This is a genomic window from Streptomyces sp. NPDC050508 (assembly GCF_040655155.1).
Lineage (GTDB): Bacteria > Actinomycetota > Actinomycetes > Streptomycetales > Streptomycetaceae > Streptomyces.
The window spans coordinates 370,684-391,152 of the sequence record NZ_JBFAJJ010000005.1; the positions used below are offsets into that span (position 1 = coordinate 370,684).

Below are 20,469 nucleotides of genomic sequence, written 5' to 3' on the forward strand. Positions count from 1 at the left end.
CAGAAGGGGGATTGAGCGCGTGAAGGGTGATCGCGTCGAGATAGTGGTGGACGCCGGAGACACCACACGTACATACGAGGTGGTGGCGAGCAGGGCAGGCCGCAGGGTGGAGACGGCGGTACGACGAGGTGTCGTGGAAGTGAGCGAAGTCACCCGCAGCGGCTCCGTCGTCCGCACCGCCCGCTTCATGGCGACCAGGGTCCTGGCCCTGGTCGAGCAGCCGGTGCCGCGCGAGGACAGCTCAGAGAAAGCGGGGCACACCGGACTCCCTCTCCGGGAAGACCCCGAGACCTAGGACCTCGTCTCCACCCAGGGGAGTACTTCGCAGGTCATTGCTCATCCTCCGGGAGGCCCGCCAATCGGTACGAGGGCATGACGACCCGCACCCGCCGCACGCCTAGATTTGAGGTCAAGCGGCGGGTGCAGCACTCGTCCCCCGAGGTCAGACACCCGCCGCTGCCAACGACAACTGAGTTCGGTCAACGGAGCACGGTCAGGAGAGGGACCATGGCCCATACGGCACCGCGGGCATTGATCCGCGAAGAAGGACGCAAGGCGTACAACGCAGCGTTCCGCACCCGCCGCACGGGCCGTCGCCACCCATTGGTGGCGACCTTGATGGCACTTCCCCTGGCGGTCCTGCTCCTCGTCGTCTTCGACGGCTGGGAGACCGTGGCCACACAGGCGTCGTCCGTGGGAGTGATGCTGGGGCGCTGAGCGGCGACCCCAGGCCCGGAAGAGCGGTCCGGGCGGGGACATCAACCCATGAAACCCCGTGGGGACGGGGGTGCGGCGGACGGCAAAAAAGCCGGCGCAGCTGGGGAGCTGCGCCGGCTTTGCTTTGCCCTTTTCCTGGTTTCTTGCCGGTGTCCATCCTCCAGCCCGTCCGGCGTTCCCCTTTCAGCCCAGGCCGGCATCCTTCAGCCCGTCCGGCGTTTGAGGACGAGGCCGTTCAGGCCGAAGGGGGTCTGGGGCGCAGCCCCAGGCGGGGTCGAAGGGGCGGCAGCCCCTGGAGATGGGACGGGTAGGGGCGGCGGGGGCGAAAACCCCAGGCCCACCCACCCGCACAGGCCGCCCGAACCCGCCGTAGAACCCCACCACCGCACCACCCCGTACGCTCGCGACGAACCCCCACCGCCCGCCCCCAGGAAGCGCGATGCCCCGCACCCCCTTGCTCTCCGACCTCACCGCCCGAGCCAGGACCACGGCCCACGCGCGCACCACCCCCTGCCCGTGCGGAGCAACCACCACCCTCACCGACCGCCCCGACGGTACAGTCGTCCGCCACGAAGACACCGTCGCGAAGGCCCACGCCCCGAACACGGACCCCACCGACCTCACCGCCCGCCTCACCACGGCCGCACGACTCCCCGGCATCCTCCTGCCTCCACTCGACCCCACCCCCCTCCACCTGCACGACCGCTTGGTGACCTGCTGGCCCTACGGCACCCCCGTCGACCCGGAGGACCCGGACGCGGCCCCCTGGGAAGCGGCGGGCACCCTCCTCGCCCGCCTCCACCGCACCCCACCCCCGACCCCGCTGCCACCCATGCGAGGCCCCCTCAAGGCAGTCCGTGCGATCACCCGGCTCCGTGCGGCCGGCCCCCACCCCGCAGCCACCTCCGTCCTGCGCGCCTGGACCCTGCTCCCCGCCTGGGCCCGTGCGGAGGCACCCCAGCCCGACACCACCACCCTCTGCCACGGCGACCTGCACCTCGGCCAGCTCGTCCGGCACCCGGCCCCCGACGGACCCTGGCTGCTGATCGACGTCGACGACCTGGGCGTAGGAGTCCCCGGTTGGGACCTCGCCCGCCCCGCCGCCTGGTACGCCTGCGAGCTGCTCCCGCCCGACGAGTGGGCCCGTTTCCTGGCCGCGTACCGCGCGGCGGGCGGTCCGGCCGTCCCCGCGGACGGCGACCCCTGGCCGGCCTTGGACGTCCCGGCCCGCGCCCTCACCGTGCAGACCGCAGCCCTGGCGATCGTCAAGGCAGTCACAGCCGGCCGGCCACTCGACGAGGTGGAGCAGGCCGTCGTGGACGCGTGTGACCGAATGGGTTCCGTACCGCCCGAGTTGGCGCCCGGATTCGCGAAGTAGGGTGCAACCGACCGGGGTCGGACGGAGTCTGTCCTGGGGAAACACCAAGATGTACCGACGGGCGAGGAGTTGAGCCGAGCATGCAGTGTCCGAAGTGCCATGCGCCGATGCACACGTACAACCGCAACGGTGTCCAGATCGAGCAGTGCAGCAACTGCCGGGGGATCTTTCTCGACTACGGCGAGCTTGAGGCGCTGACCCGTGTGGAGTCCCAGTGGCAGCAGCCCGCCCCGCCGCCCCCGGGCCCGCAGGCCTACCCGGCCCCGTCCGCGCCCGCCTGGGGCGCCCCGCAGCACGGCGGCGGTCATGGCGGTGGCCACTACGGCGGTCACGGCGGCCACCACCGCCACAAGAGCTTCGGCCACATGCTGTTCTCCAGCTGACCGGCACACACCGGCACACGAAGAAGCCCCCGGTCGCGGAGAGCGCCGGGGGCTTCGGTGTGTGGACGATACTGGGATTGAACCAGTGACCTCTTCCGTGTCAGGGAAGCGCTCTCCCGCTGAGCTAATCGTCCTCGGGACCACGATCCGGGGATCGTGGGCGGTGCGTGCGCGATACTGGGATTGAACCAGTGACCTCTTCCGTGTCAGGGAAGCGCTCTCCCGCTGAGCTAATCGCGCGGGGATCCTTGCGGACCAGTGGACGATACTGGGATTGAACCAGTGACCTCTTCCGTGTCAGGGAAGCGCTCTCCCGCTGAGCTAATCGTCCTTGGAGGTGGAGACGGGATTTGAACCCGTGTAGACGGCTTTGCAGGCCGTTGCCTCGCCTCTCGGCCACTCCACCAGGAGTGCGGGGGTTCGGGAAGATCCCCACTTCCTGCGAGCGGACGACCAGGTTCGAACTGGCGACCTCAACCTTGGCAAGGTTGCGCTCTACCAACTGAGCTACGTCCGCTTGTCGTTTCCGCTCGGCTTGCGCGTCGCGGCGACGAGTTGAACTCTAGCGGATTCCGGGGCCAGCACAAAAACGCGTTTGTGCAGCGTGCTGGCCTGCGTCTACAGGAAGACATGGTCAGGGCACCCGTGGGGACATGGCCGGGCAACCCGTGAGACACCCGCCATAGACTCGACGGCGTGTCCGACCTCGTTCCTCTTGCCCGTTTCGGCGGCCGTGTCGCTACCGGTCTCCTCGATGTCACCAGCGATCCCGCGGCCCTGGACTCCACCGGTTTCTGGGCCGTCGCGGCCGACTTCGAGGGCCGTCTGACCTGCGCCCGTTTCCGAGACGTACGGCACGAACCGGTCCCGGCACCCGTCCCCGGCGCCTGGCACGGCCCCGCGACCGACGCCTGGACCTCCTCCCTCGACCGTGCCGCCTACACCGCCGGCGTCCGTCGCATCCGGGAGCACATCGCGGCCGGCGAGGTCTACCAGGCCAACCTGTGCCGCGTCCTGTCGGCACCTGTCGCCCCCGACGCCGACGTGGACGCCCTCACCGCCCTGCTGGCACGCGGCAACCCGGCGCCGTACGCAGGAACGATCCGCTTGCCCGCCCACGGCGTGGAGATAGCCACCGCCTCCCCGGAACTCTTCCTGCGCCGCTCCGGCCGGGTCGTCGAGTCGGGCCCGATCAAGGGCACCGGGCGGACGGAGGCGGACCTGCTGCAGAAGGACTACGCCGAGAACGTGATGATCGTGGACCTGGTCCGCAACGACCTCGGCCGCGTCTGCGCCACGGGGAGCGTGACCGTCCCGGACCTGTGCGTCGTGGAGAAGCATCCGGGTCTGGTCCACCTCGTGTCGACGGTACGAGGAGAGCTGCCCGTCGCTGCCGGTTGGCCGGAACTGCTGGCCGCCGCCTTCCCGCCCGGGAGTGTCACCGGCGCCCCCAAGTCCAGCGCCCTGCGCATCATCGACGCCCTGGAGACCGCGCCCCGGGGCCCCTACTGCGGGGGCATCGGCTGGGTCGACGCGGACCGGGGGACCGGCGAACTGGCCGTCGGTATCCGCACGTTCTGGATCGACCGCACCGACGGGATGCTGCGCTTCGGCACCGGCGCGGGCATCACCTGGGGCTCGGACCCCGAGGGGGAGTGGCGGGAGACCGAGCTGAAGGCGTCACGGCTGCTCGCGATAGCGTCGGGAGCGTACGAGGTGAGCGGAGGGGCTCTTTCATGAAGATCTGGCTCGACGGCGGGCTGCAGGACATCGAGTCCGCCCGTGTCTCTGTCTTCGACCACGGACTGACCGTGGGCGACGGCATTTTCGAGACGGTGAAGGCGACGGACGGCAGGACGTTCGCGCTGACCCGGCATCTCGACCGGCTGACCCGCTCCGCGCGCGGCCTCGGGCTGCCCGACCCCGACCTGGACGAGGTCCGCCGAGGCTGCGCGGCCGTCCTGGACGCCAACCCGATGCCGCTCGGCAGGCTGCGGATCACGTACACCGGCGGCCATGGCCCCCTCGGCTCCGACCGCGGCGAGCACGGCCCGACCCTCGTGGTCGCCCTCGGCGAGGCGAAGCGCCGCCCCGACTCCACGGCCGCCGTCACGGTCCCCTGGACCCGCAACGAACGCGGCGCCCTCACCGGCCTCAAGACGACCTCCTACGCCGAGAACGTCGTCGCCCTCGCCCGCGCCCACCAACACGGCGCCTCCGAGGCCCTGTTCGCCAACACGGTCGGCCAACTCTGCGAGGGCACCGGGTCGAACATCTTCGTCGTCCTGGACGGCGAGATCCACACCCCGCCGGTCGCCTCCGGCTGTCTCGCCGGCATCACCCGGGCCCTGACCGTCGAATGGACCGGTGCCAAGGAGACCGACCTGCCGCTCGACGTCCTGGAGCGCGCCGACGAGGTCTTCCTGACGTCCTCGCTGCGCGACGTACAGGCCGTCCACCTGGTCGACGAGCGCCAACTCCCGGGCGTGGCGGGGCCGATGACGGCCAAGATCATGCGCGTGTTCGACGAGCGGTCGGGCGACGACCTTGATCCGTAAGCGCCTCATTTAAGAGGCTGACCTGGGGTTCCAGTTCGGGTAGAACACAGTTGATGACCACGACCCTGCGGCCGACCGAGCCGCTTCAGCGCGAGGCCGACGGGACGCGTTCACGCCGTTACCAGGTGTGTGTGAACAGCCGTTCCGTTGGCGCGATACACCTCGGCACGAGTCCCGGTTCCGATGCCTCGGTGGCCCGGATCCTGGACCTGAACATCGAGGAACCGGACCGTCGGCGCGGCCGTGGCACAGTGGCCGCGCTCGCCGCCGAGGAGGTGGCGCGTGGCTGGGGCTGCGCGCGGATCGAGGCATCCGTGCCCGCGGAGGCGGAGACGGCGCTGAAGGTGGCGACGGCCCTCGGCTACGTCGTACGCAACCGCCACATGGAGAAGCCGCTCGGCGGCACCGCGCCCGAGCTGCCTGCGGGGAGCCGGAGCCGGCCCATGACCCAGGAGGAGTACGGCCCCTGGGAGGAACTCCAGACGAAGAGCTTCACCGCGAGCTGGACCGAGCGCGGAGTGCCCGAGGCCGAGGCCCGGGCCAGAGCGCTGCGGAGCAACGCCACGTTGCTCCCCGATGGACTGGCCACCGCGGGCATGCTCTTCAGCGTCCTGGAGCACGAAGGGACCGCGGTGGGCACCCTCTGGGTGGCCCCCCGTGACGGCAAGGCCTTCGTCTACAAGGTCGAGGCCGACGCGCGTTATCGGGGCAGGGGTCATGGCCGCACCCTGATGCTCCTGGCCGAGGCGCAGGGCGTCGCGGCCGGTCTGCCGACCATCCGGCTGAACGTCTTCGAGGGCAACACCCCCGCCGAGCGGCTCTACGAGTCACTCGGCTACGAGACGGTCACCTACCACCTGTACAAGAACCTGCTCTGACGCCTGACCCGAGGGTCACTCGCCCTCGGCGAGCAGCCGGTCGGCGATCTCCTCGATGCGGGCGCGGAGCCCTTCCTGGCTCTTGCTGCCGTCGAGAAGCTCGCCGCCGATGACGTACGTCGGGGTGCCGGTCACGCCGATGGCCTTGCCCTCGGCCTGGTCGGCGTCGACGATCAGGATGTGCCGGCCGTCGATGAGGGCGGTGTCGAACTCGTCGGCGTCCAGGCCGAGTTCACCGGCCACCTCGACCAGGAAGGGTTCTCCCTTACGGTCCAGCTCCGCGACCCGGCCGAGCACGGCCTCGACGTACTCCCAGCCCCGCCCCTGCTCCAGCGCCTCCTCGGCGGCCTGCGCGGCGGCGAAGGAGTGCTTGTGCTTCTCCAGCGGGAAGTGCCGCAGCCGCAGTTCCAGCCGGTCGCCGTAGCGGGCCCGCAGGGCGCGCAGGTCGTCCAGGGCGGTGTGGCAGTCCGGGCACTGGAGTTCGCACCAGATGTCGAGGACGGGGGTGCGCGCGGAGGAGAGGTCACTCATGGGACCAGTCTCCCAGTCCCGGCCGCACCGCCCCAACCGGGACCACCACGGACCGCATACGTATGACGCCGACCGGCACCTGGGGAGGATGCGACCCGGAGATGTCCCTGATGTCCGACCGGGGCATGGCATCACGGGGACCGGACGGTGCAGGATGGAAGGGACGAAGTACGACCTGCCCGACCGAACCATGCCTGGAGGACCGGATGATTGCCGAGACCGTCTGTTCCGCCGTCTCCGCGGCCGGCCTGGGCATCGCGGCGGTCACGGCGTACCGCAAGCGTTTTCTCTCCGCCGCCCGTATCGCCGCCTATTCGCTGGTGCCCGTCGGCCTGGTGATGACCGGGGTCGTCGGCTGGGCGGCCGACACCGCGTTCAGTCCCATGGCCTGGGCGGGTTTCGTCGTACTGGGCGGTGCCTGGCTGCTCTTCACGGGCACCCGTGCCCTGGAGCGCCGCCGTGGCGGCACCCGTAAGGAACGCAAGGCGGCCCGAGCCTCGGCCCAGCCGGACGCGGTGGCCCCGACCGCCTCCGCGCCTTCCCTGGGCCCGGCCACGCGCCCTGCGACCCGGCCCGCGGCCGCTCCCCGTGCCAAGAGCGGGGACGACTTCAGCGACATCGAGGCCATCCTGAAGAAGCACGGCATATGACGGTCGGGCAGCGACTGAAACGACACAGAGCGAGCCGGGTCCGCCGGTAAGCGTTCAGGACTCGACGCGAGTCGAAACGGACATCACGGAATTCGGCGAACTCCCTCTCTTATCGGGCGTGTTGATCGCGTCAGGGGTCTCCACTGCGTCATCATCGCGGCGAGATGCTGGACACGACACAGAGCGACGCCGCGCCGCCGAAGGACGAGCCGCGCGGGTGCCTTTTCGCCCTTTCCCAGCCACCGCTGATGATCTTCCTTGCGGTGATCGGGTGTCTGCTGCTCATGGCCTCGCTGCACGACCTGCTGATGCTGTGAGCCGTACTCGTGGCCCCCGACGTCACCCGTCGGGGGCCACGACCTCATCGATGTGCGCCGGGTGTCAGCCCGCCGCTTCCTTGCGCCGGGCCCGGTACGCGGCCACGTGCAGTCGGTTTCCGCAGGTCCGGCTGTCGCAGTACCGGCGTGAGCGGTTCCGGGAGAGGTCGACGAAGGCGCGTCGGCAGTCGGGGGCCTCGCAGCGGCGCAGCCGCTCCTGCTCGCCGGCCACCACGAAGAACGCGAGCGCCATCCCGCAGTCGGCGGCGAGATGGTCGGCGACCGAGGCGCCGGGCGCGAAATAGTGCACGTGCCAGTCGTAGCCGTCGTGGTCCGTGAGGCGGGGGGTGGTGCCCGCGGCGGCGATCAGGTCATTGATCAGCCCGGCGGCGGTCCGGGGGTCCGTGGCCGAGAAGACCGCGGTGAACAGGCCGCGGATCTTGCGCACGGCGGAGAGGTCGAACTCCGACAGCACTCCGACATCGCTGATCTCGTGGTTTCGTACGAAATCCGCGAGCAGCGAGACGTCCGACAGTCCGTCCGGCGCCGCGGCGTCCTCCGGTGCGGTGTTCACCAGATCCACCACGGTGTCGAGGGCACACCGGGTGTCGTGGGTGATCAGCACGTTTCGCTCCCTGGCCTGGGGGTCGGGCGGGCGCCCGCCGATGCTGGCCGATGGTAGTGGCTTCCCGGAGGACGGCCCCATGCCTCTATGAACGCCAGCGTGCCCCTCGGGGTTCCCCGGACCACGGAGAGTTGCCGGGGTCCGGGTCACCACGCGCACCGGCGCCGCCCCCGCGACGAATCGCGGCGACGGCGCCGGTGTGTGCCATATGCGGTTGTCCAGGCCCGAGCCGTCTCCCCGAGTTCGGACGGCGTCGGACTTGGTTCGTCGGGGCCTCGCTCTAGCTCTCCGCCAGGATGTGCGACAGCTCCTGATCCAGGTCGAAGTGCCGGTGTTCCGTACCAGGTGGCACGGCTGCGTCCGTCCGCTTCAGGAAGGACTCCAGGGCCCGTGCGGGAGCCTCCAGCAGGGCTTCGCCCTCGGGAGAGCTCAACGCGATGCAGACGACGCCCTGACCGTGACTACGGGATGGCCAGACACGGACGTCGCCGGTACCGGTGGGTCGGTGGAGGCCCTCCGCGAGAAGGTCGCGGGCGAACACCCACTCGACGGTTTCCTCGGCTCCGGTGTGGAAGGTGGCGTGCACGGCGTAGGGGTCGGCCGTGTCGTACCGCAGGCCTGCGGGGACAGGCAGGGATGACTCGCTCGACACAACGAGGCGCAGGTGCAGCTCGCAGCTGACCGTGGTGTTCATAAGCGCCAGGGCCTTTCGCTCAGTGTGCGCTCGGGGATTCGCACGTCGGCGAAATCGACATGCCACCTACGGTGCCGTTGTAAACCCCTCTGAGTGTTTTGCGTGCCTTTATGTAACTCTTCCGGCCGAGAGCTCGATCGCTCGGTGCGGCCATTCCGGTGACCGGTTTCACTCGGGTAGGGTTTGTCCGTATGAATACGGGGAGTGACGAGCCGGGTGAGGTCGCCGTGGCGCCGGACGGGGCGGCCGACGAGACGCCGGACAAGGCGAGAGCAGGCGGGGCGCAGGACGAGCAAGGGCTCGGTTCCAAGGCGCCGGAATTCATCAAGGCACGCCGCGCGCTGCATCTGAGCTGGCAGGTCGGCGTCTTCGTCATCGGCCTCGCGGTCGTGGTCGCCGGCATCGTCATGCTGCCGCTGCCGGGACCCGGCTGGGTCGTGATCTTCGCCGGCATGGCGATCTGGGCGACCGAGTTCGTCTGGGCCCAGCTCGTGCTCCGCTGGACGAAACGCAAGGTCACCGAGGCGGCACAGCGCGCGCTCGACCCCGAGGTGCGCCGCCGCAACATCGTCCTGACCTCGATCGGCCTGGTGATCGTGGTCGCTCTTGTCGGTGTCTACGTCTGGAAGTTCGGCGTCGTGATGCCCTGGAAGATCAAGGACCAGTGACCTGCCGACGGCGTCCGGGTGCCTCCCCGTGCTGGTCGGAGGCACCCGCTGACATGGGGTAATGTTCTCCGTGCGCCCGGGCGATTAGCTCAGTGGGAGAGCGCTTCGTTCACACCGAAGAGGTCACTGGTTCGAACCCAGTATCGCCCACCCGGACCGACGGCCCGCCTGTGATACACAGGCGGGTCGTCGGCGTTCGCCCGCCGAGGCGCGGGGTCAACTCCTCATCGCCCAGGCGCTTTTCGGCCGGTCGGAACCGGAGTGCGGCGGGCCGCTTCCTGTTCGGCCGACCGATCGCGCACGCCTCACCTGCGGTGTCCGTCCCGTCGCTTCCGCAACGCGCCCGGCGGCGCCGTCGTAGCGCTCAGCCGGTCCACAAGAAATTCCTGTCCGAATCATTGACGCACCCCGAGGGCCTCCGTAACTTGTGCCAGCAAGCGCTTACTTGAAACGATTCATGCAGGTGGCAACGACGCTACGGGGAGGGCCCATCATGGGAACCCGCACGAATGTGGAGAGGCGTACGGTCCTGAAGGTCGCCGGGGTCTCGGCGGTGACGCTGGGGCTGGCCGCGACGGGATGCGGTGGGAACGACGGGACGTCCGCGGACGGGACGGTGACGATCCGTTACTCGTGGTGGGGTGCCGAGGAGCGGGCGAAAAAGATCAATCAGTCCATCGCTCTCTTCGAGAAGAAGTATCCGAAGATCAAGGTGAAGACGGACTTTCAGGACTACCTCTCTTTCTGGGAGAAGTTCCAGACGCAGGCCGCGGGCGGAAATCCACCGGACGTATTCCAGAACGCCGTCGGATTTCTTCGGAAGTACGACAAGAGAGGCGTCCTGCTCGATCTCAAGTCCCAGATCGACGCAGGGAATCTGAGCCTGGATCACTTCCGCGCGGGCGTCACCAAGGTCGGCGAGGTCGACGGAAAGCAGCTCGGTATTCCGGTCGGTTCGAACACCATGGCGCTGGTCATCGACAAGAAGGTCTACGAGAAGGCGGGCGTCGACCCCACGGCGGGCTGGACCTGGGACGAGTACTTCAAGGCCCTCAAGACGATCCACGACAAGACCGAAGTCCCCGGGGACACGGGCTACTTCAGCATCATGTACCTGTACGACCTCTACCTCCGGCAGAACGGCAAGGCGTTCTTCACCAAGGACGGGCTCGGTTTCGAGGAGTCAGATCTGACGGAGTGGTGGACGGACGGGTACGGCCGGGTCAAGGCCGGGATCGTCACCTCCCCGAAGGTCGTCGCCCAGGACACCCCCAAGTCCTCGCTCTCGGCAGGACACGGCGCCTCGGAATTCACCTGGGACAACTTCACCGTCCGCTACTCGGCCGAGGGCAACAGCACCTACGGCCTCGCGCCGATCCCCACCACCGACGGCAAGGACACCGGCCAGTACCTCGCCTCCCTGATGCTCAGCGGCTCCGCACACACCAAGCACCCCAAGGAAGTCGCCCAGTTCATCGACTTCATGGTCCACGACCCCGCCGTCGGCAAGATCATGGGCTACGACCGGGGCATCCTGGCGACCACCGACCAGTACGACGCGTTCAAGCCGACCGACGCCGTACAGAAGGAGATCGCCCAGTACGAGGTGGACACCGCCAAGGCGGGCGTCCTCGGGACGATCACCCCGCACCCGTCCGGCGCCGACACGGCCGAGTCCGCCTTCCTCCGCATCGGCGGGGACATGGCGCTGGGCAAGACCAAGGTCGCCGACGCGGTGAAGCAGTTCTTCTCCGAGGCGCAGGCCGCCTTCTCCGCCTGATGGGAACCGCCGTGACGCTCGTCGACGACGCTCCGCCCGACACCCGGCAGACCCGCTCCGCCGCCCCCGCCGCCAAGAAACGGCGGGGGCGCCGCGAGAACCTCGCCGGCTACCTCTTCATGTCCCCGTGGATCGCCGGCTTCCTGCTGCTGACCGCCGGCCCCATGGTCGCTTCCCTCTACTTCGCGTTCACCGACTACAACCTCTTCGACAGCCCGAAGTGGATCGGCTTCGACAACTTCACCCGGATGTTCGACGACCCGAGGTGGCAGAAGTCGGTAGAGGTGACGGCGAAATACGTCGTCATCGGCACCCCGCTGAAACTGCTGCTCGCCCTCGGCGTCGCCATGCTGCTCGCCCAGAGCCGCCGCGGCCAGGCCCTCTACCGGGCCGCCTTCTACGCCCCCTCGCTCATCGGCGCGAGCGTCTCGATCGGCTTCGTCTGGCGGACACTCTTCTCCGACGGCGCCGTAGTGGACCGTACGCAGTCCCTCTTCGGCTCCCATGTCGGTGGCTGGGTCGGTGACCCCGACTGGATCCTCTACTCCCTGGTCGCGCTCACCGTGTGGCAGTTCGGCGCGCCGATGGTCATCTTCCTCGCCGGGCTCAAGCAGGTGCCGAGGGAGCTGTACGAGGCGGCTGCGATGGACGGGGCCGGGCCTTTCCGCCGGTTCTGGAACATCACGCTGCCGATGATCTCCCCTGTGCTGTTCTTCAACGTGCTGCTGGAGACCATCCACTCCTTCCAGATCTTCGGCTCGGCGTACGTCGTCTCCAACTCCCAGTGCGGACCGGCCGACGCCACGCTCGTCTACACCTGCTACCTCTACCAACAGGGCTTCAAGAACGCCCAGATGGGCTTCGCGTCCGCGATGGCCTGGATGCTACTGCTCGCCGTGGCGCTCGTGACGGCCGTCCTCTTCTGGTCGCAGAAGAAGTGGGTGCACTACGAGGAGGACGCGCGATGAGTCACTCGATGAGGCGCCCGATGAGTGTCACCACCGCCACGAAGTCCCCGGGGCTGGGGCGCAGGCGCACCGGCTCGCTCGTCTGGCACGTCGGTGCGCTGGCCGTCCTCGCTGTCGTCCTCTACCCGGTCGTCTGGGTGATCGGCGCCTCGTTCAAGCCGAGCAAGGACGTCATCAACAACCTGCAACTGTTCCCCGGGCACCCGATCCTCGCCAACTTCAAGGGCCTGGCCAAGGGCATCGCCGACATCTCGATCTGGACCTTCTTCCAGAACTCCCTTTTCTACGCCCTCGGTTCGGTCGTCGGCATCCTCATCTCCTGCTCCCTGACGGCCTACGCCTTCGCCCGCATCCGGTTCGCCGGCCGCAACCTGCTCTTCTCGCTGATGATCGGCACGCTCCTGCTGCCGTACCACGTGCTCCTGATCCCGCAGTACGTGATGTTCCAGAAGCTCCAACTGGTCAACACCTACGTCCCGTTGCTGATCGGCAAGTACCTGGCGACCGAGGCCTTCTTCGTCTTCCTCATGGTGCAGTTCATGCGCAACCTGCCCAAGGAACTGGACGAGGCCGCCCGGCTCGACGGCTGCGGACATCTGCGCATCTACTGGTCGATCGTGCTGCCGCTGTGCCGGCCCGCGCTCATCACCAGCGCGATCTTCACCTTCATCAACGCCTGGAACGACTTCATGGGCCCGCTGATCTACCTCAACGAGCCCGGCAAATACACCGTTTCGCTGGGCCTGATGATGTTCCGCGACTCGGACGGCGTGGCCGCGAACTACGGCGGCATGATCGCGATGTCGCTCGTCGCGCTGTTGCCGGTGCTGCTGTTCTTCCTCGCCTTCCAGCGGTACCTGATCGACGGTATGGCGACCTCCGGACTGAAGGGCTGAGACGGTGGCCGAAGCGCGCGTGAAGGTACGCAGGGAGTCGGTCTTCGCCGAGCGGTTCGGGGTCTTCGCCGAATGTCTGCTCACCGGGGTGTGGATCGCCGTCGCGTCGGCGGGGGTTGTCACCTATCCCGCCGCATTCGCTGCCGGGGCACGGCACTTGAGGCATCGCACGGGTCATATGGGCGGTGGCTGGCGGGAGTTCGTCGCGGACGTCCGGGCTGCGATGCGTGGCGGGTGGATCGTCGGCGTTGCCGGGTGGGGCGCGGCGGCCGCCGTATGGGTGGACGTCCAGGCTGTGCGCGCCGGGCTGCCCGGTGGGCAACTCGTAGGTGCGGTCGGGGTGTTCGCGTTGCTCGGGATCGTCGTCGCCGGGATGCGCGCGGCGGCCGTCTGGGCGCCGGGGGACAGCTGGCGGGCGCTGCTCGCCGAGGCCGGTCGCCGTACGGTCCTCGACCCGGCCGGTTCCTTCCTGCTCGTCGGCGGGCTGGTCCTCGTCGGCTGTTCCGCCCTGCTCATCGCACCGTTGGCGGTCCCCGTGCTGGGGGCCGTCGCCGCGGCGGCCGTCGCCGTGGAGGAGCGGTACCGGCACCGCTGACGGGTGGGCGGTGCCTCGCACGAGGTCGGCGTGTCCGGAGCGCCGCACCTCTATCTGTCATGCCCCTGATCGGTCGCATATCGCATGTCGCATGTGAAGAAAGCCTCCCGCACGGAAAGGAAAGCCATGTCCCCCATTCCCCGCAGGTCTCTCCTCAAGGCGGCGGCCGTCGCCGGAGCCGCCGCGCAGTTCAGCTGGGCGCTAGGAGCGAAGGATGCCCAGGCCGCGCCCAGAGCCGCGGCGGCCGACGATGACCCGGTGACCCTCGACTGGCTGGAGGACGGCGGTCTCGGCGCCGCACCCGGTTCGACGGTCGGAGTGCCGTGGCCGATGGGCACCTATCAGGAGGACCAGACCTTCGCGCTGACGGACGCCGAGGGTACGGCCGTGCCGGTGCAGTCCTGGCCGATCGCCTACTGGCCGGACGGATCGCTCAAGTGGACGGCGCACGCGGTGAGTTCGGGCTCCGGCAAGCTCACCCTCACCGCCGGGGACATGGCCGCCTCCGACAAGAAGGTCACCGTCGACAAGAGCGGCGGCACCGTCGACGTCTCGACCGGGGTCATCACCGCGAAGATCGGCAAGAACGGTTCGACGCTCATCAAGTCGGTCACCCGGGGCGGCACGGAGATCGCGAAGAACGGCCGTCTCGTCCTCATCCGCCAGCCCGAGATCGAGGACGAGGACCAGGGCTCGGTGAAGACCGAGCGCTTCGACGGGACGATCGGCGAGGTCACTGTCGAGCAGGACGGCCCGGTCCGCGCCGTTGTCCGCATCGACGGCAAACACCGTAAGGGCAGCCGGAGTTGGCTGCCGTTCTCGATTCGCCTCTACTTCTACGCGGGCGCCGACTCCTTCCGCATGGTCCACACGATCACCTTCGACGGCACGGTGGAACCGGGCAAGGCGAGCGGCGACTTCATCCGAGGGCTCGGCGTCCGTTTCACCGTGCCGATGAGAGATGCGGCCTACGACCGGCACGTCCGCATCGGCGGTGAGGGAACTGGCCTGCTGAGAGAGGCAGTTCAGGGCATCACCGGCCTGCGCCGCGACCCGGGCGCGACCGTCCAGGCGGCCCAGTACGCGGGGCAGAAGCTGGCCGACCCCTCCACCTGGGACCAGCGCGTGACGAGCCGCCTCCAGTACATCCCCAAGTGGGGCGACTACACCCTCTCCCAGCTCTCCGCCGACGGCTTCACCCTGCGCAAACGCACCACCAAGGGCTACGGCTGGATCCCGGCCGGCGGTGGCGGACACGCCTCCGGATTCGGGTACGTCGGTGGGGTGAGCGGCGGATTCTCCTTCGGGCTGCGGGACTTCTGGGAGAAGTTCCCCGCGCAGCTCGACATCCGCGACGCCCACACCGACGAGGCCGAGGTCACCCTCTGGCTCTGGTCGCCCGAGGCCCAGCCGATGGACCTGCGCTTCTACCACGACGGCATGGGCCAGGACACGTACGCCAAGCAGCTCGAAGGCCTCGAAATCACCTACGAGGACTACGAACCCGAGTTCGGCACCCCGTACGGCATCGCCCGCACCTCCGAACTCCTCTTCTGGGCCAACGAGTTCACCCCGACACCTGAGACCCTCGCCCAACAGGTCGAAGCAGTAAGGGTGTTGCCCCAACTCGCCGCTCCACCCCAGCAACTCATCAAATCCAGGGTGTTCGGCCCCGGTCTCTACTCCGAGCCCGACCGCTCCACCACCGCCAAGGCGAAGATCGAGGACCACCTCGACTTCCTCTTCACCTACTACAAGGGCCAGGTGGCGCAACGCCGTTGGTACGGCTTCTGGGACTACGGCGACTTCATGCACTCGTACGACACCGTGCGCCACCAGTGGCGGTACGACATCGGGGGCTACGCCTGGGACAACTCCGAGCTGTCGCCCGACATCTGGCTCTGGTTCGCGTACATCCGCTCGGGCCGCTCGGACATCTTCCGCTTCGCCGAGGCACTCACCCGGCACACCGGCGAGGTCGACGTCTACCACCTCGGCCAGTGGGCGGGCCTGGGCACCCGGCACGGCGTGCAGCACTACGCCGACAGCGCCAAGCAGCAGCGCATCGCCAACACCACCTACCGGCGCTACTACTACTTCCTCACCGCCGACGAACGCGTCGGCGACCTCATGGCCGCCAACGTCGACTCCGACGAGACCTTCCTCGTCCTCGACCCGATCCGCAAGATCCGCACCGCGCCGTACACCCCCGACCGGCACGCCCTGTCGATCGGATTCGGCACGGACTGGAGCGGGTTGGTGTCGGCGTGGCTGACCGAGTGGGAACGCAGGGGCCCCAAGTGGGAGAAGGCCAAGGCGCGTGTGCTGTCGACCATGGAGACAATCGCCGCCCAGCCCAACGGATTTGTGCAGGGGAGTGGGCTGTACGACCTCGACACAGGCAAGTTCGCCGTCGCCGCCGCGCCCGTGGTCTCCGTCTCGCACCTCTCGGCGGTCTTCGGTCTCAACGAGCTGTGCGCGGAGCTGATTTACCTGGTCGACATGCCCAAGTTCAAGGAGGTGTACATGGATTACTGCCGCTACTTCAACGCCTCCAAGACGGAACAGGCGGCACGCTACGGTTCCAACTTCGGCACCCTGCTGCTCTTCCAGGGCCACTCGCGCCTCGACGCCTACGCCGCCGTACAGCTCGGCGACGCGACGCTCGCCAAGCGGGCGTGGACGAAGTTCTACAGCTCGGACGGCTATATGGAGTCCTCGCCGTGGAAGACGGAGGCGTTGAACGGCCCGGTCACCCTCGTCCCGGGCAGCGAGGCGGCCTGGGTGTCCTCGAACGACACCGCGCTGTACGGCCTCGCCGCCATCGAGAACCTGGCCCTGCTCGGCGACAAGATGCCCTAGTACAGGGCTAGTTCATCCTCCCCAGGACCTCCCGTACCCGTCGGGCGTCCCGGATCCGCTGCTCGTACGTCGCGCCGAGTGCGAGCAGCAGGGCTCCGGCGAGGGCGGGAGGTGCCCAGCGGGGCAGCGCGCCGACGACCTGGGCGATGTACGGGGCCAGTTCGTGCAGTGTGTCCAGGACGAGGGTGGTGCCGCCGAGGACGAGCGGCGCTTGGAGGCGATGCCTCGCGCCGATCAGCGTGACCAGCAGCGCGGCGGTGCCCAGCAGCAGCGGGCGCGTCCAGTGCGCGTCGGCCCAGGCCGCGACGAGGCTCGGCGCGAGCGTGACGGCGAGCCCGGGGCCGTAGGCCGTCCAGGACGTGGCGCTCGGGTCGCGGCGCCTGCGCAGCGCCCCGACGAACAGCGCGGGGACGGTCACGGGCAGCGTGTATGCCTCGGGGCTGCCGACGTCCCACGCGGCCAGCCGTACCCAGCCGGCCAGGATGAACAGGGCGGCGGCCGCGTAGCCGACGTTCCTGCGCTCGGGTCGTAGCGCCGTGCCTGCCGCGATCACCCCGCACAGGGACAACACCAGTGCCAGCATGGGGAGTTCGGCCGACGCGAGGCCGATCGCGACCAAGCCCGCGACGGCGCCCGTGATCTCGACGGCCGTCGTCGTGACCTGGTCGGTGAGGCGTGCCGCGAGCAGCGCGGCAGCCGCCGGTACGACCAGCACCAGCACCGCGATGTGCTGTGGCTGCCAGTCGAGGGCGGCCCCCACCGCGCAGGCGAACGCCGTGGCGTACCCGAGGGACGCGGCGTACCCGAGGGACGCGGCGGCGAACACCGGTGCGGGACGCCCCCGCCATGCGACTCCCGCCAACAGGGCGGTCAGCGACGCGAGTACGGCGAGCGTGGCCGGCTCCGAAGCCAGCGAGAGGGCGGCCAGGCTGAGGGAGGTGACCAAGGCGAGGACAGTGGCGGTGCGGTGCGCGAGGGCGAGAAGGGCCATGACCGCGAGGCCCTGCACCAACAGGCTGATGCTGTACGGCAGTTGGAGTGTCGTCAGGATGGTGAGTGCCGTCGCCCAGGTCAGGGCGAGGGCGGTGGTCAGCGCTTGGGGGCGCCACTCGGCGCTACGGACCGTAGCGGCAAGGACCGCGGCGACCGCGGCGAGAACCAGGGGAACCGTGGCGGTGTGGGGCGGCCAGAAGGCACCCATCGCCGCCGCGTCACGGGCGTTGCCCGGCGCACCGGACCAGATGTGCGACACCCAGGCGGCAGGACCGAGCAGCGTGACACCGACGACCGGCACCGTCCACAACACCGCGCCCGCCTGGACGACACCGGAGGCCCGGCCGAGACCATGGCGCACAGACTCGGGGAGCCGGACCCGCACGAGCACCAACAGGGCGAGCCCACAGGCCAGATAGCCGGGAACCGTCCAGTCGGCGGGCAGTGACGCGCGCAGCATGCCACCGAGCGCGGCGACCACGAGCAGGCCGCCCGCCGTGGCCGTACTCGTCCTGAGTCCCGAGCCCGTGGCGAGCCACGCGGCGCCGAACGCGCCCGTCGCCGCGAGAGCGAAGAGCGCCGCCGCACGGGCGGCGGCGCCCGGACCGGCCGCGTCCAGGGAGATCACGCCGGTCGCCAGCACGCCCCAGCCACCCATACCGAACGCACCGCCGACGGCGACGAAACGAACGGCCTTGAGGGAGACCCGAAGCGCGACAACCATGTCGATCACGGCGGTCAGCAGTACCGCGGCCGTGATCGTGCGAGGGCCCCCGCCGTCCGCGATCGCCCAGAGAATCAAGGGGAGTTGGGCGACCGCGAGCGCGGCGGGGAGGGGGAGGAGAAGAGTCGGTGAGGCGATGGGTGGGGTGGGTTCGGTGGCCGGTCGCGTGCCGGTCGCGGCCCGGCTCGGGAGCGCCGCCGTCCCGAGGCCGTACGCCGTCCACACCACCGCCAGTACCACCGACGCGACCGCCGCGAACGCCACGCCGTCCCCGTCCGGGAACGCGACCTCGTGCAGCGCGTAGGCATCCAGCACCGTCAGGACGAGACCGAGGCCCGCGACCGACTCGGCCGTGGAACGCAGGCCCCGCCGCAACAGCGCGACGGGTGCGCCGAGCGCCGCCAGGGTCACCGCGCCGAGCACCAGGGCCCGGCCCGCGATCCCCAGGTTCCCCCAGCTGACCAGCGTGAACGCCATCGCCGCGAGGGTGAGCAGCATGCCGCCGAGCAGGAGCAGCACGTTCTGCACCCCCGGCGCGGTGGCCTCCGGCCGGGTCGGAGATGCGGGCGGCGCCATCAGGGGCGCGGGCGCGGGCCGGGCCGGCTGCAACAGCGTGATCAGCCAGGCCCGCCGGTGCAGCAACTGCGAGCGACGGGCGTCCAGTTGGCGCAGCTCGGCGTCCAGGAGCCGCAACTCCTCGGCCGGGTGCGGAATGTGCGTCATGCCTCGGAGTGTGGCGCCCGTCACGTCGTACGGCATGAGTGCGCGTACTCAAAACGTACTCAGATGTCCGTAGATGGCCCGCGCCCGGGCAGACTTCCGCCATGGACTGGACCCATTACCGCTTCCGTGCCCGGTGGTCCCTGCCCGCGCCGCCCGCCGTCGTGTACCCGGTCCTGGAGCGGGCCGAGGAGTACCCCCGCTGGTGGCCGCAGGTGCGCGAGGTGCACCAGATCGACGACACGACCGGCGTCATCCGCATCCGCGCGAGCCTGCCGTACGCCCTCACCTTCACCGCGCGGGAGGTGCGGCGCGATCCGGTCGCCGGGGTGCTGGAGATCGCGATGACCGGCGATCTGGCGGGCTGGGCGCGCTGGACGCTCACGGCCGACGGTTCCGGCACGCTCGCCCGCTACGAGCAGGAGGTCGACCTGAACCGGCCGCTGCTCAAGTGGTTCGCCGTGCCCGGGCGGCCGGTGTTCCGCCTCAACCACGCGCTGATGATGCGGGCCGGACAGCGCGGGCTCCTCGCACACCTGGGCGCGGACTGACGGAAGCGGTTTGAAGGAAACCGGCGGGGGCCTGTATTGTTCGGTGCGTTCCCGGGCGATTAGCTCAGTGGGAGAGCGCTTCGTTCACACCGAAGAGGTCACTGGTTCGAACCCAGTATCGCCCACCGGGAAAGGCCGGTCCGCATCAGCGGGCCGGTTTTTTCGTGTCTCGGGCGGCGGCTCCTGGTGAAGTGCGGGGCGCCGGTTCCGGCGCCCCGTTCGGTCAGGCCGCCGCGTCCAACTCCGGGCGTAGTGGCCATGATTGGTCCACCGACTCCGGGGTGCCGCTGCGGGCGAACCACGCCTGGAGGCCTCGGGCCTGTGCCGCGTGCCAGGTCGACTGCAGGGTGTGCAGTTCGGCGGGGGACAGGCGCTCCAGTCGGGTCGCGAAGCGGCGGCCCAGGGCTCGTACCACCTCCAGGGAGGCCAACGCGTCCGCGCCCGCGTCGTGTGCGCCCTCCAGCGTGACGCCGTAGTGCGTGCACAGGTCGGTGAGGGTGCGGCGGCCCTTGCGGTAGCGGTCCAGGTGTTTGTCCAGGACCCGGGGGTCCAGCACCCGTAGCGCCGTCGACTCGAACCAGTGGTCCAGCGAGCACGCGCGATGGCGGCGCAGCTCGCGGTCCAGCAGGGTCAGGTCGAACGGTGCGTTCATGACCACCAACGGGCGCCCCATGGCCGCCTGTTCGGCCAACTCGTCGGCTATCTCATGCATCACCGGCGCAGGCCAGCGGCCGTTGCGCTGAAGGTGTTCGTCCGTCAGTCCATGGATCGCCGTCGCTCCTTCGGGCACCGGCACCCCCGGGTTCACCAGCCACCGGGTCACCCGGGGACGGGTACCGGGGGCGTCCTGGACGACGACGGCGGCCGACACGATCCGGTCGGTCTCCACATCCACGCCCGTGGTCTCCGTGTCGAACGCGGCCAACGGGCCCTCGTACCAGCACGTCATACGTACACAACTCCTCGTTCACCCACGGCAGC

Annotated in this window: 21 protein-coding genes and 7 tRNA genes; 18 read left to right on the forward strand and 10 right to left on the reverse strand. The window is 69.4% G+C overall.

Annotated elements, in window-relative coordinates; all coding sequences use genetic code 11:
- The first annotated feature begins 19 nt into the window (after positions 1 to 19).
- The 4 genes from AB0I69_RS17215 to AB0I69_RS17230 all read left to right on the forward strand — a co-directional run bounded on the left by AB0I69_RS17215 (position 20) and on the right by AB0I69_RS17230 (position 2,478).
- The gene (locus AB0I69_RS17215) at positions 20 to 295 is read left to right on the forward strand and encodes a hypothetical protein (RefSeq protein WP_033282228.1); all 276 of its coding nucleotides are present in this window, start codon (positions 20 to 22) and stop codon (positions 293 to 295) included.
- Positions 296 to 507: 212 nt separating this feature from the next.
- Positions 508 to 717 carry a hypothetical protein gene (locus AB0I69_RS17220; RefSeq protein ID WP_026178166.1) on the forward strand — a complete coding sequence of 70 codons (210 nt, stop codon included), beginning with the start codon at positions 508 to 510 and terminating at the stop codon, positions 715 to 717.
- Positions 718 to 1,156: 439 nt separating this feature from the next.
- Positions 1,157 to 2,095, forward strand: a complete 939-nt coding sequence (locus AB0I69_RS17225; protein ID WP_363096463.1) for an aminoglycoside phosphotransferase family protein — start codon at positions 1,157 to 1,159, stop codon at positions 2,093 to 2,095.
- Between the two features lie 80 nt (positions 2,096 to 2,175).
- Positions 2,176 to 2,478, forward strand: coding sequence for a zf-TFIIB domain-containing protein (locus AB0I69_RS17230; protein WP_363096464.1), 303 nt, complete (start codon positions 2,176 to 2,178; stop codon positions 2,476 to 2,478).
- A gap of 62 nt (positions 2,479 to 2,540) precedes the next feature.
- Here the strand turns inward: AB0I69_RS17230 and AB0I69_RS17235 are convergent.
- The 5 genes from AB0I69_RS17235 to AB0I69_RS17255 all read right to left on the reverse strand — a co-directional run bounded on the left by AB0I69_RS17235 (position 2,541) and on the right by AB0I69_RS17255 (position 2,995).
- Positions 2,541 to 2,612, reverse strand: a tRNA-Val gene (locus AB0I69_RS17235).
- Positions 2,613 to 2,646: 34 nt separating this feature from the next.
- Positions 2,647 to 2,718, reverse strand: a tRNA-Val gene (locus tag AB0I69_RS17240).
- A gap of 19 nt (positions 2,719 to 2,737) precedes the next feature.
- Positions 2,738 to 2,809, reverse strand: a tRNA-Val gene (locus AB0I69_RS17245).
- A 1-nt stretch (position 2,810) separates the two neighbouring features.
- Positions 2,811 to 2,884 (reverse strand) — tRNA-Cys (locus tag AB0I69_RS17250).
- Positions 2,885 to 2,922: 38 nt separating this feature from the next.
- Positions 2,923 to 2,995, reverse strand: a tRNA-Gly gene (locus AB0I69_RS17255).
- A 179-nt stretch (positions 2,996 to 3,174) separates the two neighbouring features.
- On the opposite strand from AB0I69_RS17255, the gene AB0I69_RS17260 reads away from it, so the two are divergent.
- Genes AB0I69_RS17260 through AB0I69_RS17270 form a run of 3 tightly spaced genes read left to right on the forward strand, consistent with a single transcriptional unit; the run spans position 3,175 to position 5,914 of the window.
- Positions 3,175 to 4,218 (forward strand): chorismate-binding protein, encoded by a 1,044-nt coding sequence (locus tag AB0I69_RS17260; protein WP_363096465.1) that lies wholly within the window; start codon positions 3,175 to 3,177, stop codon positions 4,216 to 4,218.
- Positions 4,215 to 5,036 (forward strand): aminodeoxychorismate lyase, encoded by an 822-nt coding sequence (locus AB0I69_RS17265; protein WP_363096466.1) that lies wholly within the window; start codon positions 4,215 to 4,217, stop codon positions 5,034 to 5,036. The genes AB0I69_RS17260 and AB0I69_RS17265 overlap by 4 nt, the downstream gene beginning before the upstream one ends.
- Before the next feature lie 53 nt (positions 5,037 to 5,089).
- Positions 5,090 to 5,914 carry a GNAT family N-acetyltransferase gene (locus AB0I69_RS17270; protein ID WP_363096467.1) on the forward strand — a complete coding sequence of 275 codons (825 nt, stop codon included), beginning with the start codon at positions 5,090 to 5,092 and terminating at the stop codon, positions 5,912 to 5,914.
- Between the two features lie 15 nt (positions 5,915 to 5,929).
- Here AB0I69_RS17270 and AB0I69_RS17275 read toward each other — a convergent pair whose 3' ends face one another.
- Positions 5,930 to 6,445, reverse strand: a complete 516-nt coding sequence (locus AB0I69_RS17275) for a DsbA family protein (RefSeq protein ID WP_363096468.1) — start codon at positions 6,443 to 6,445, stop codon at positions 5,930 to 5,932.
- A gap of 206 nt (positions 6,446 to 6,651) precedes the next feature.
- Here AB0I69_RS17275 and AB0I69_RS17280 point away from each other — a divergent pair, with 206 nt between their 5' ends.
- The gene (locus AB0I69_RS17280) at positions 6,652 to 7,095 is read left to right on the forward strand and encodes a hypothetical protein (protein ID WP_363096469.1); all 444 of its coding nucleotides are present in this window, start codon (positions 6,652 to 6,654) and stop codon (positions 7,093 to 7,095) included.
- Between the two features lie 164 nt (positions 7,096 to 7,259).
- Positions 7,260 to 7,412 carry a hypothetical protein gene (locus AB0I69_RS17285; protein WP_019059824.1) on the forward strand — a complete coding sequence of 51 codons (153 nt, stop codon included), beginning with the start codon at positions 7,260 to 7,262 and terminating at the stop codon, positions 7,410 to 7,412.
- Positions 7,413 to 7,476: 64 nt separating this feature from the next.
- Here AB0I69_RS17285 and AB0I69_RS17290 read toward each other — a convergent pair whose 3' ends face one another.
- Complete coding sequence (locus AB0I69_RS17290) at positions 7,477 to 8,037, reverse strand: CGNR zinc finger domain-containing protein (RefSeq protein WP_363096470.1); 561 nt, start codon at positions 8,035 to 8,037, stop codon at positions 7,477 to 7,479.
- Positions 8,038 to 8,317: 280 nt separating this feature from the next.
- Positions 8,318 to 8,731 carry an SsgA family sporulation/cell division regulator gene (locus tag AB0I69_RS17295; RefSeq protein ID WP_004002642.1) on the reverse strand — a complete coding sequence of 138 codons (414 nt, stop codon included), beginning with the start codon at positions 8,729 to 8,731 and terminating at the stop codon, positions 8,318 to 8,320.
- Between the two features lie 191 nt (positions 8,732 to 8,922).
- Between AB0I69_RS17295 and AB0I69_RS17300 the strand changes: the two genes are divergently transcribed.
- The 7 genes from AB0I69_RS17300 to AB0I69_RS17330 all read left to right on the forward strand — a co-directional run bounded on the left by AB0I69_RS17300 (position 8,923) and on the right by AB0I69_RS17330 (position 16,500).
- Positions 8,923 to 9,399: a TIGR02611 family protein gene (locus tag AB0I69_RS17300; RefSeq protein WP_363096471.1), complete on the forward strand. Its 477-nt coding sequence runs from the start codon at positions 8,923 to 8,925 to the stop codon at positions 9,397 to 9,399.
- A 78-nt stretch (positions 9,400 to 9,477) separates the two neighbouring features.
- Positions 9,478 to 9,549, forward strand: a tRNA-Val gene (locus AB0I69_RS17305).
- Between the two features lie 343 nt (positions 9,550 to 9,892).
- Entirely contained in the window at positions 9,893 to 11,179 is a 1,287-nt protein-coding gene (locus tag AB0I69_RS17310; RefSeq protein WP_363096472.1) for an extracellular solute-binding protein, read from the forward strand.
- On the forward strand, positions 11,179 to 12,147 hold the full coding sequence (locus AB0I69_RS17315) for a sugar ABC transporter permease (protein WP_363096473.1): 969 nt from the start codon (positions 11,179 to 11,181) through the stop codon (positions 12,145 to 12,147). Before AB0I69_RS17310 ends, AB0I69_RS17315 begins: the two co-directional genes overlap by 1 nt.
- 20 nt (positions 12,148 to 12,167) lie before the next feature.
- Positions 12,168 to 13,043, forward strand: coding sequence for a carbohydrate ABC transporter permease (locus tag AB0I69_RS17320; RefSeq protein WP_363096474.1), 876 nt, complete (start codon positions 12,168 to 12,170; stop codon positions 13,041 to 13,043).
- Positions 13,044 to 13,047: 4 nt separating this feature from the next.
- Entirely contained in the window at positions 13,048 to 13,638 is a 591-nt protein-coding gene (locus AB0I69_RS17325) for a hypothetical protein (RefSeq protein WP_363096475.1), read from the forward strand.
- Positions 13,639 to 13,764: 126 nt separating this feature from the next.
- Positions 13,765 to 16,500 carry a Tat pathway signal sequence domain protein gene (locus AB0I69_RS17330; protein WP_363096476.1) on the forward strand — a complete coding sequence of 912 codons (2,736 nt, stop codon included), beginning with the start codon at positions 13,765 to 13,767 and terminating at the stop codon, positions 16,498 to 16,500.
- Positions 16,501 to 16,507: 7 nt separating this feature from the next.
- Here the strand turns inward: AB0I69_RS17330 and AB0I69_RS17335 are convergent, their stop codons facing one another.
- On the reverse strand, positions 16,508 to 18,976 hold the full coding sequence (locus AB0I69_RS17335) for a hypothetical protein (protein WP_363096477.1): 2,469 nt from the start codon (positions 18,974 to 18,976) through the stop codon (positions 16,508 to 16,510).
- Between the two features lie 65 nt (positions 18,977 to 19,041).
- Here AB0I69_RS17335 and AB0I69_RS17340 point away from each other — a divergent pair, with 65 nt between their 5' ends.
- A complete protein-coding gene (locus AB0I69_RS17340; protein WP_363096478.1) occupies positions 19,042 to 19,488 on the forward strand; it encodes an SRPBCC family protein in 447 nt (148 codons plus the stop codon).
- Positions 19,489 to 19,541: 53 nt separating this feature from the next.
- Positions 19,542 to 19,613 (forward strand) — tRNA-Val (locus AB0I69_RS17345).
- Between the two features lie 98 nt (positions 19,614 to 19,711).
- Here AB0I69_RS17345 and AB0I69_RS17350 read toward each other — a convergent pair.
- Positions 19,712 to 20,437, reverse strand: coding sequence for a 3'-5' exonuclease (locus tag AB0I69_RS17350; protein ID WP_363096479.1), 726 nt, complete (start codon positions 20,435 to 20,437; stop codon positions 19,712 to 19,714).
- Between the last annotated feature and the right edge of the window lie 32 nt (positions 20,438 to 20,469).

Excerpts from the sequence above, each read along its gene's own strand:
- AB0I69_RS17220 (WP_026178166.1), top strand. The coding sequence starts at position 508 with ATGGCCCATACGGCACCGCGGGCATTGATCCGCGAAGAAGGACGCAAG.
- AB0I69_RS17225 (WP_363096463.1), top strand. The coding sequence starts at position 1,157 with ATGCCCCGCACCCCCTTGCTCTCCGACCTCACCGCCCGAGCCAGGACC.
- AB0I69_RS17230 (WP_363096464.1), top strand. The coding sequence starts at position 2,176 with ATGCAGTGTCCGAAGTGCCATGCGCCGATGCACACGTACAACCGCAAC.
- AB0I69_RS17265 (WP_363096466.1), top strand. The coding sequence starts at position 4,215 with ATGAAGATCTGGCTCGACGGCGGGCTGCAGGACATCGAGTCCGCCCGT.
- AB0I69_RS17270 (WP_363096467.1), top strand. The coding sequence starts at position 5,090 with ATGACCACGACCCTGCGGCCGACCGAGCCGCTTCAGCGCGAGGCCGAC.
- AB0I69_RS17275 (WP_363096468.1), bottom strand. The coding sequence starts at position 6,445 with ATGAGTGACCTCTCCTCCGCGCGCACCCCCGTCCTCGACATCTGGTGC.
- AB0I69_RS17280 (WP_363096469.1), top strand. The coding sequence starts at position 6,652 with ATGATTGCCGAGACCGTCTGTTCCGCCGTCTCCGCGGCCGGCCTGGGC.
- AB0I69_RS17285 (WP_019059824.1), top strand. The coding sequence starts at position 7,260 with ATGCTGGACACGACACAGAGCGACGCCGCGCCGCCGAAGGACGAGCCG.
- AB0I69_RS17295 (WP_004002642.1), bottom strand. The coding sequence starts at position 8,731 with ATGAACACCACGGTCAGCTGCGAGCTGCACCTGCGCCTCGTTGTGTCG.
- AB0I69_RS17300 (WP_363096471.1), top strand. The coding sequence starts at position 8,923 with ATGAATACGGGGAGTGACGAGCCGGGTGAGGTCGCCGTGGCGCCGGAC.
- AB0I69_RS17310 (WP_363096472.1), top strand. The coding sequence starts at position 9,893 with ATGGGAACCCGCACGAATGTGGAGAGGCGTACGGTCCTGAAGGTCGCC.
- AB0I69_RS17315 (WP_363096473.1), top strand. The coding sequence starts at position 11,179 with ATGGGAACCGCCGTGACGCTCGTCGACGACGCTCCGCCCGACACCCGG.
- AB0I69_RS17320 (WP_363096474.1), top strand. The coding sequence starts at position 12,168 with ATGAGTGTCACCACCGCCACGAAGTCCCCGGGGCTGGGGCGCAGGCGC.
- AB0I69_RS17330 (WP_363096476.1), top strand. The coding sequence starts at position 13,765 with ATGTCCCCCATTCCCCGCAGGTCTCTCCTCAAGGCGGCGGCCGTCGCC.
- AB0I69_RS17335 (WP_363096477.1), bottom strand. The coding sequence starts at position 18,976 with ATGCCGTACGACGTGACGGGCGCCACACTCCGAGGCATGACGCACATT.
- AB0I69_RS17340 (WP_363096478.1), top strand. The coding sequence starts at position 19,042 with ATGGACTGGACCCATTACCGCTTCCGTGCCCGGTGGTCCCTGCCCGCG.
- AB0I69_RS17350 (WP_363096479.1), bottom strand. The coding sequence starts at position 20,437 with ATGACGTGCTGGTACGAGGGCCCGTTGGCCGCGTTCGACACGGAGACC.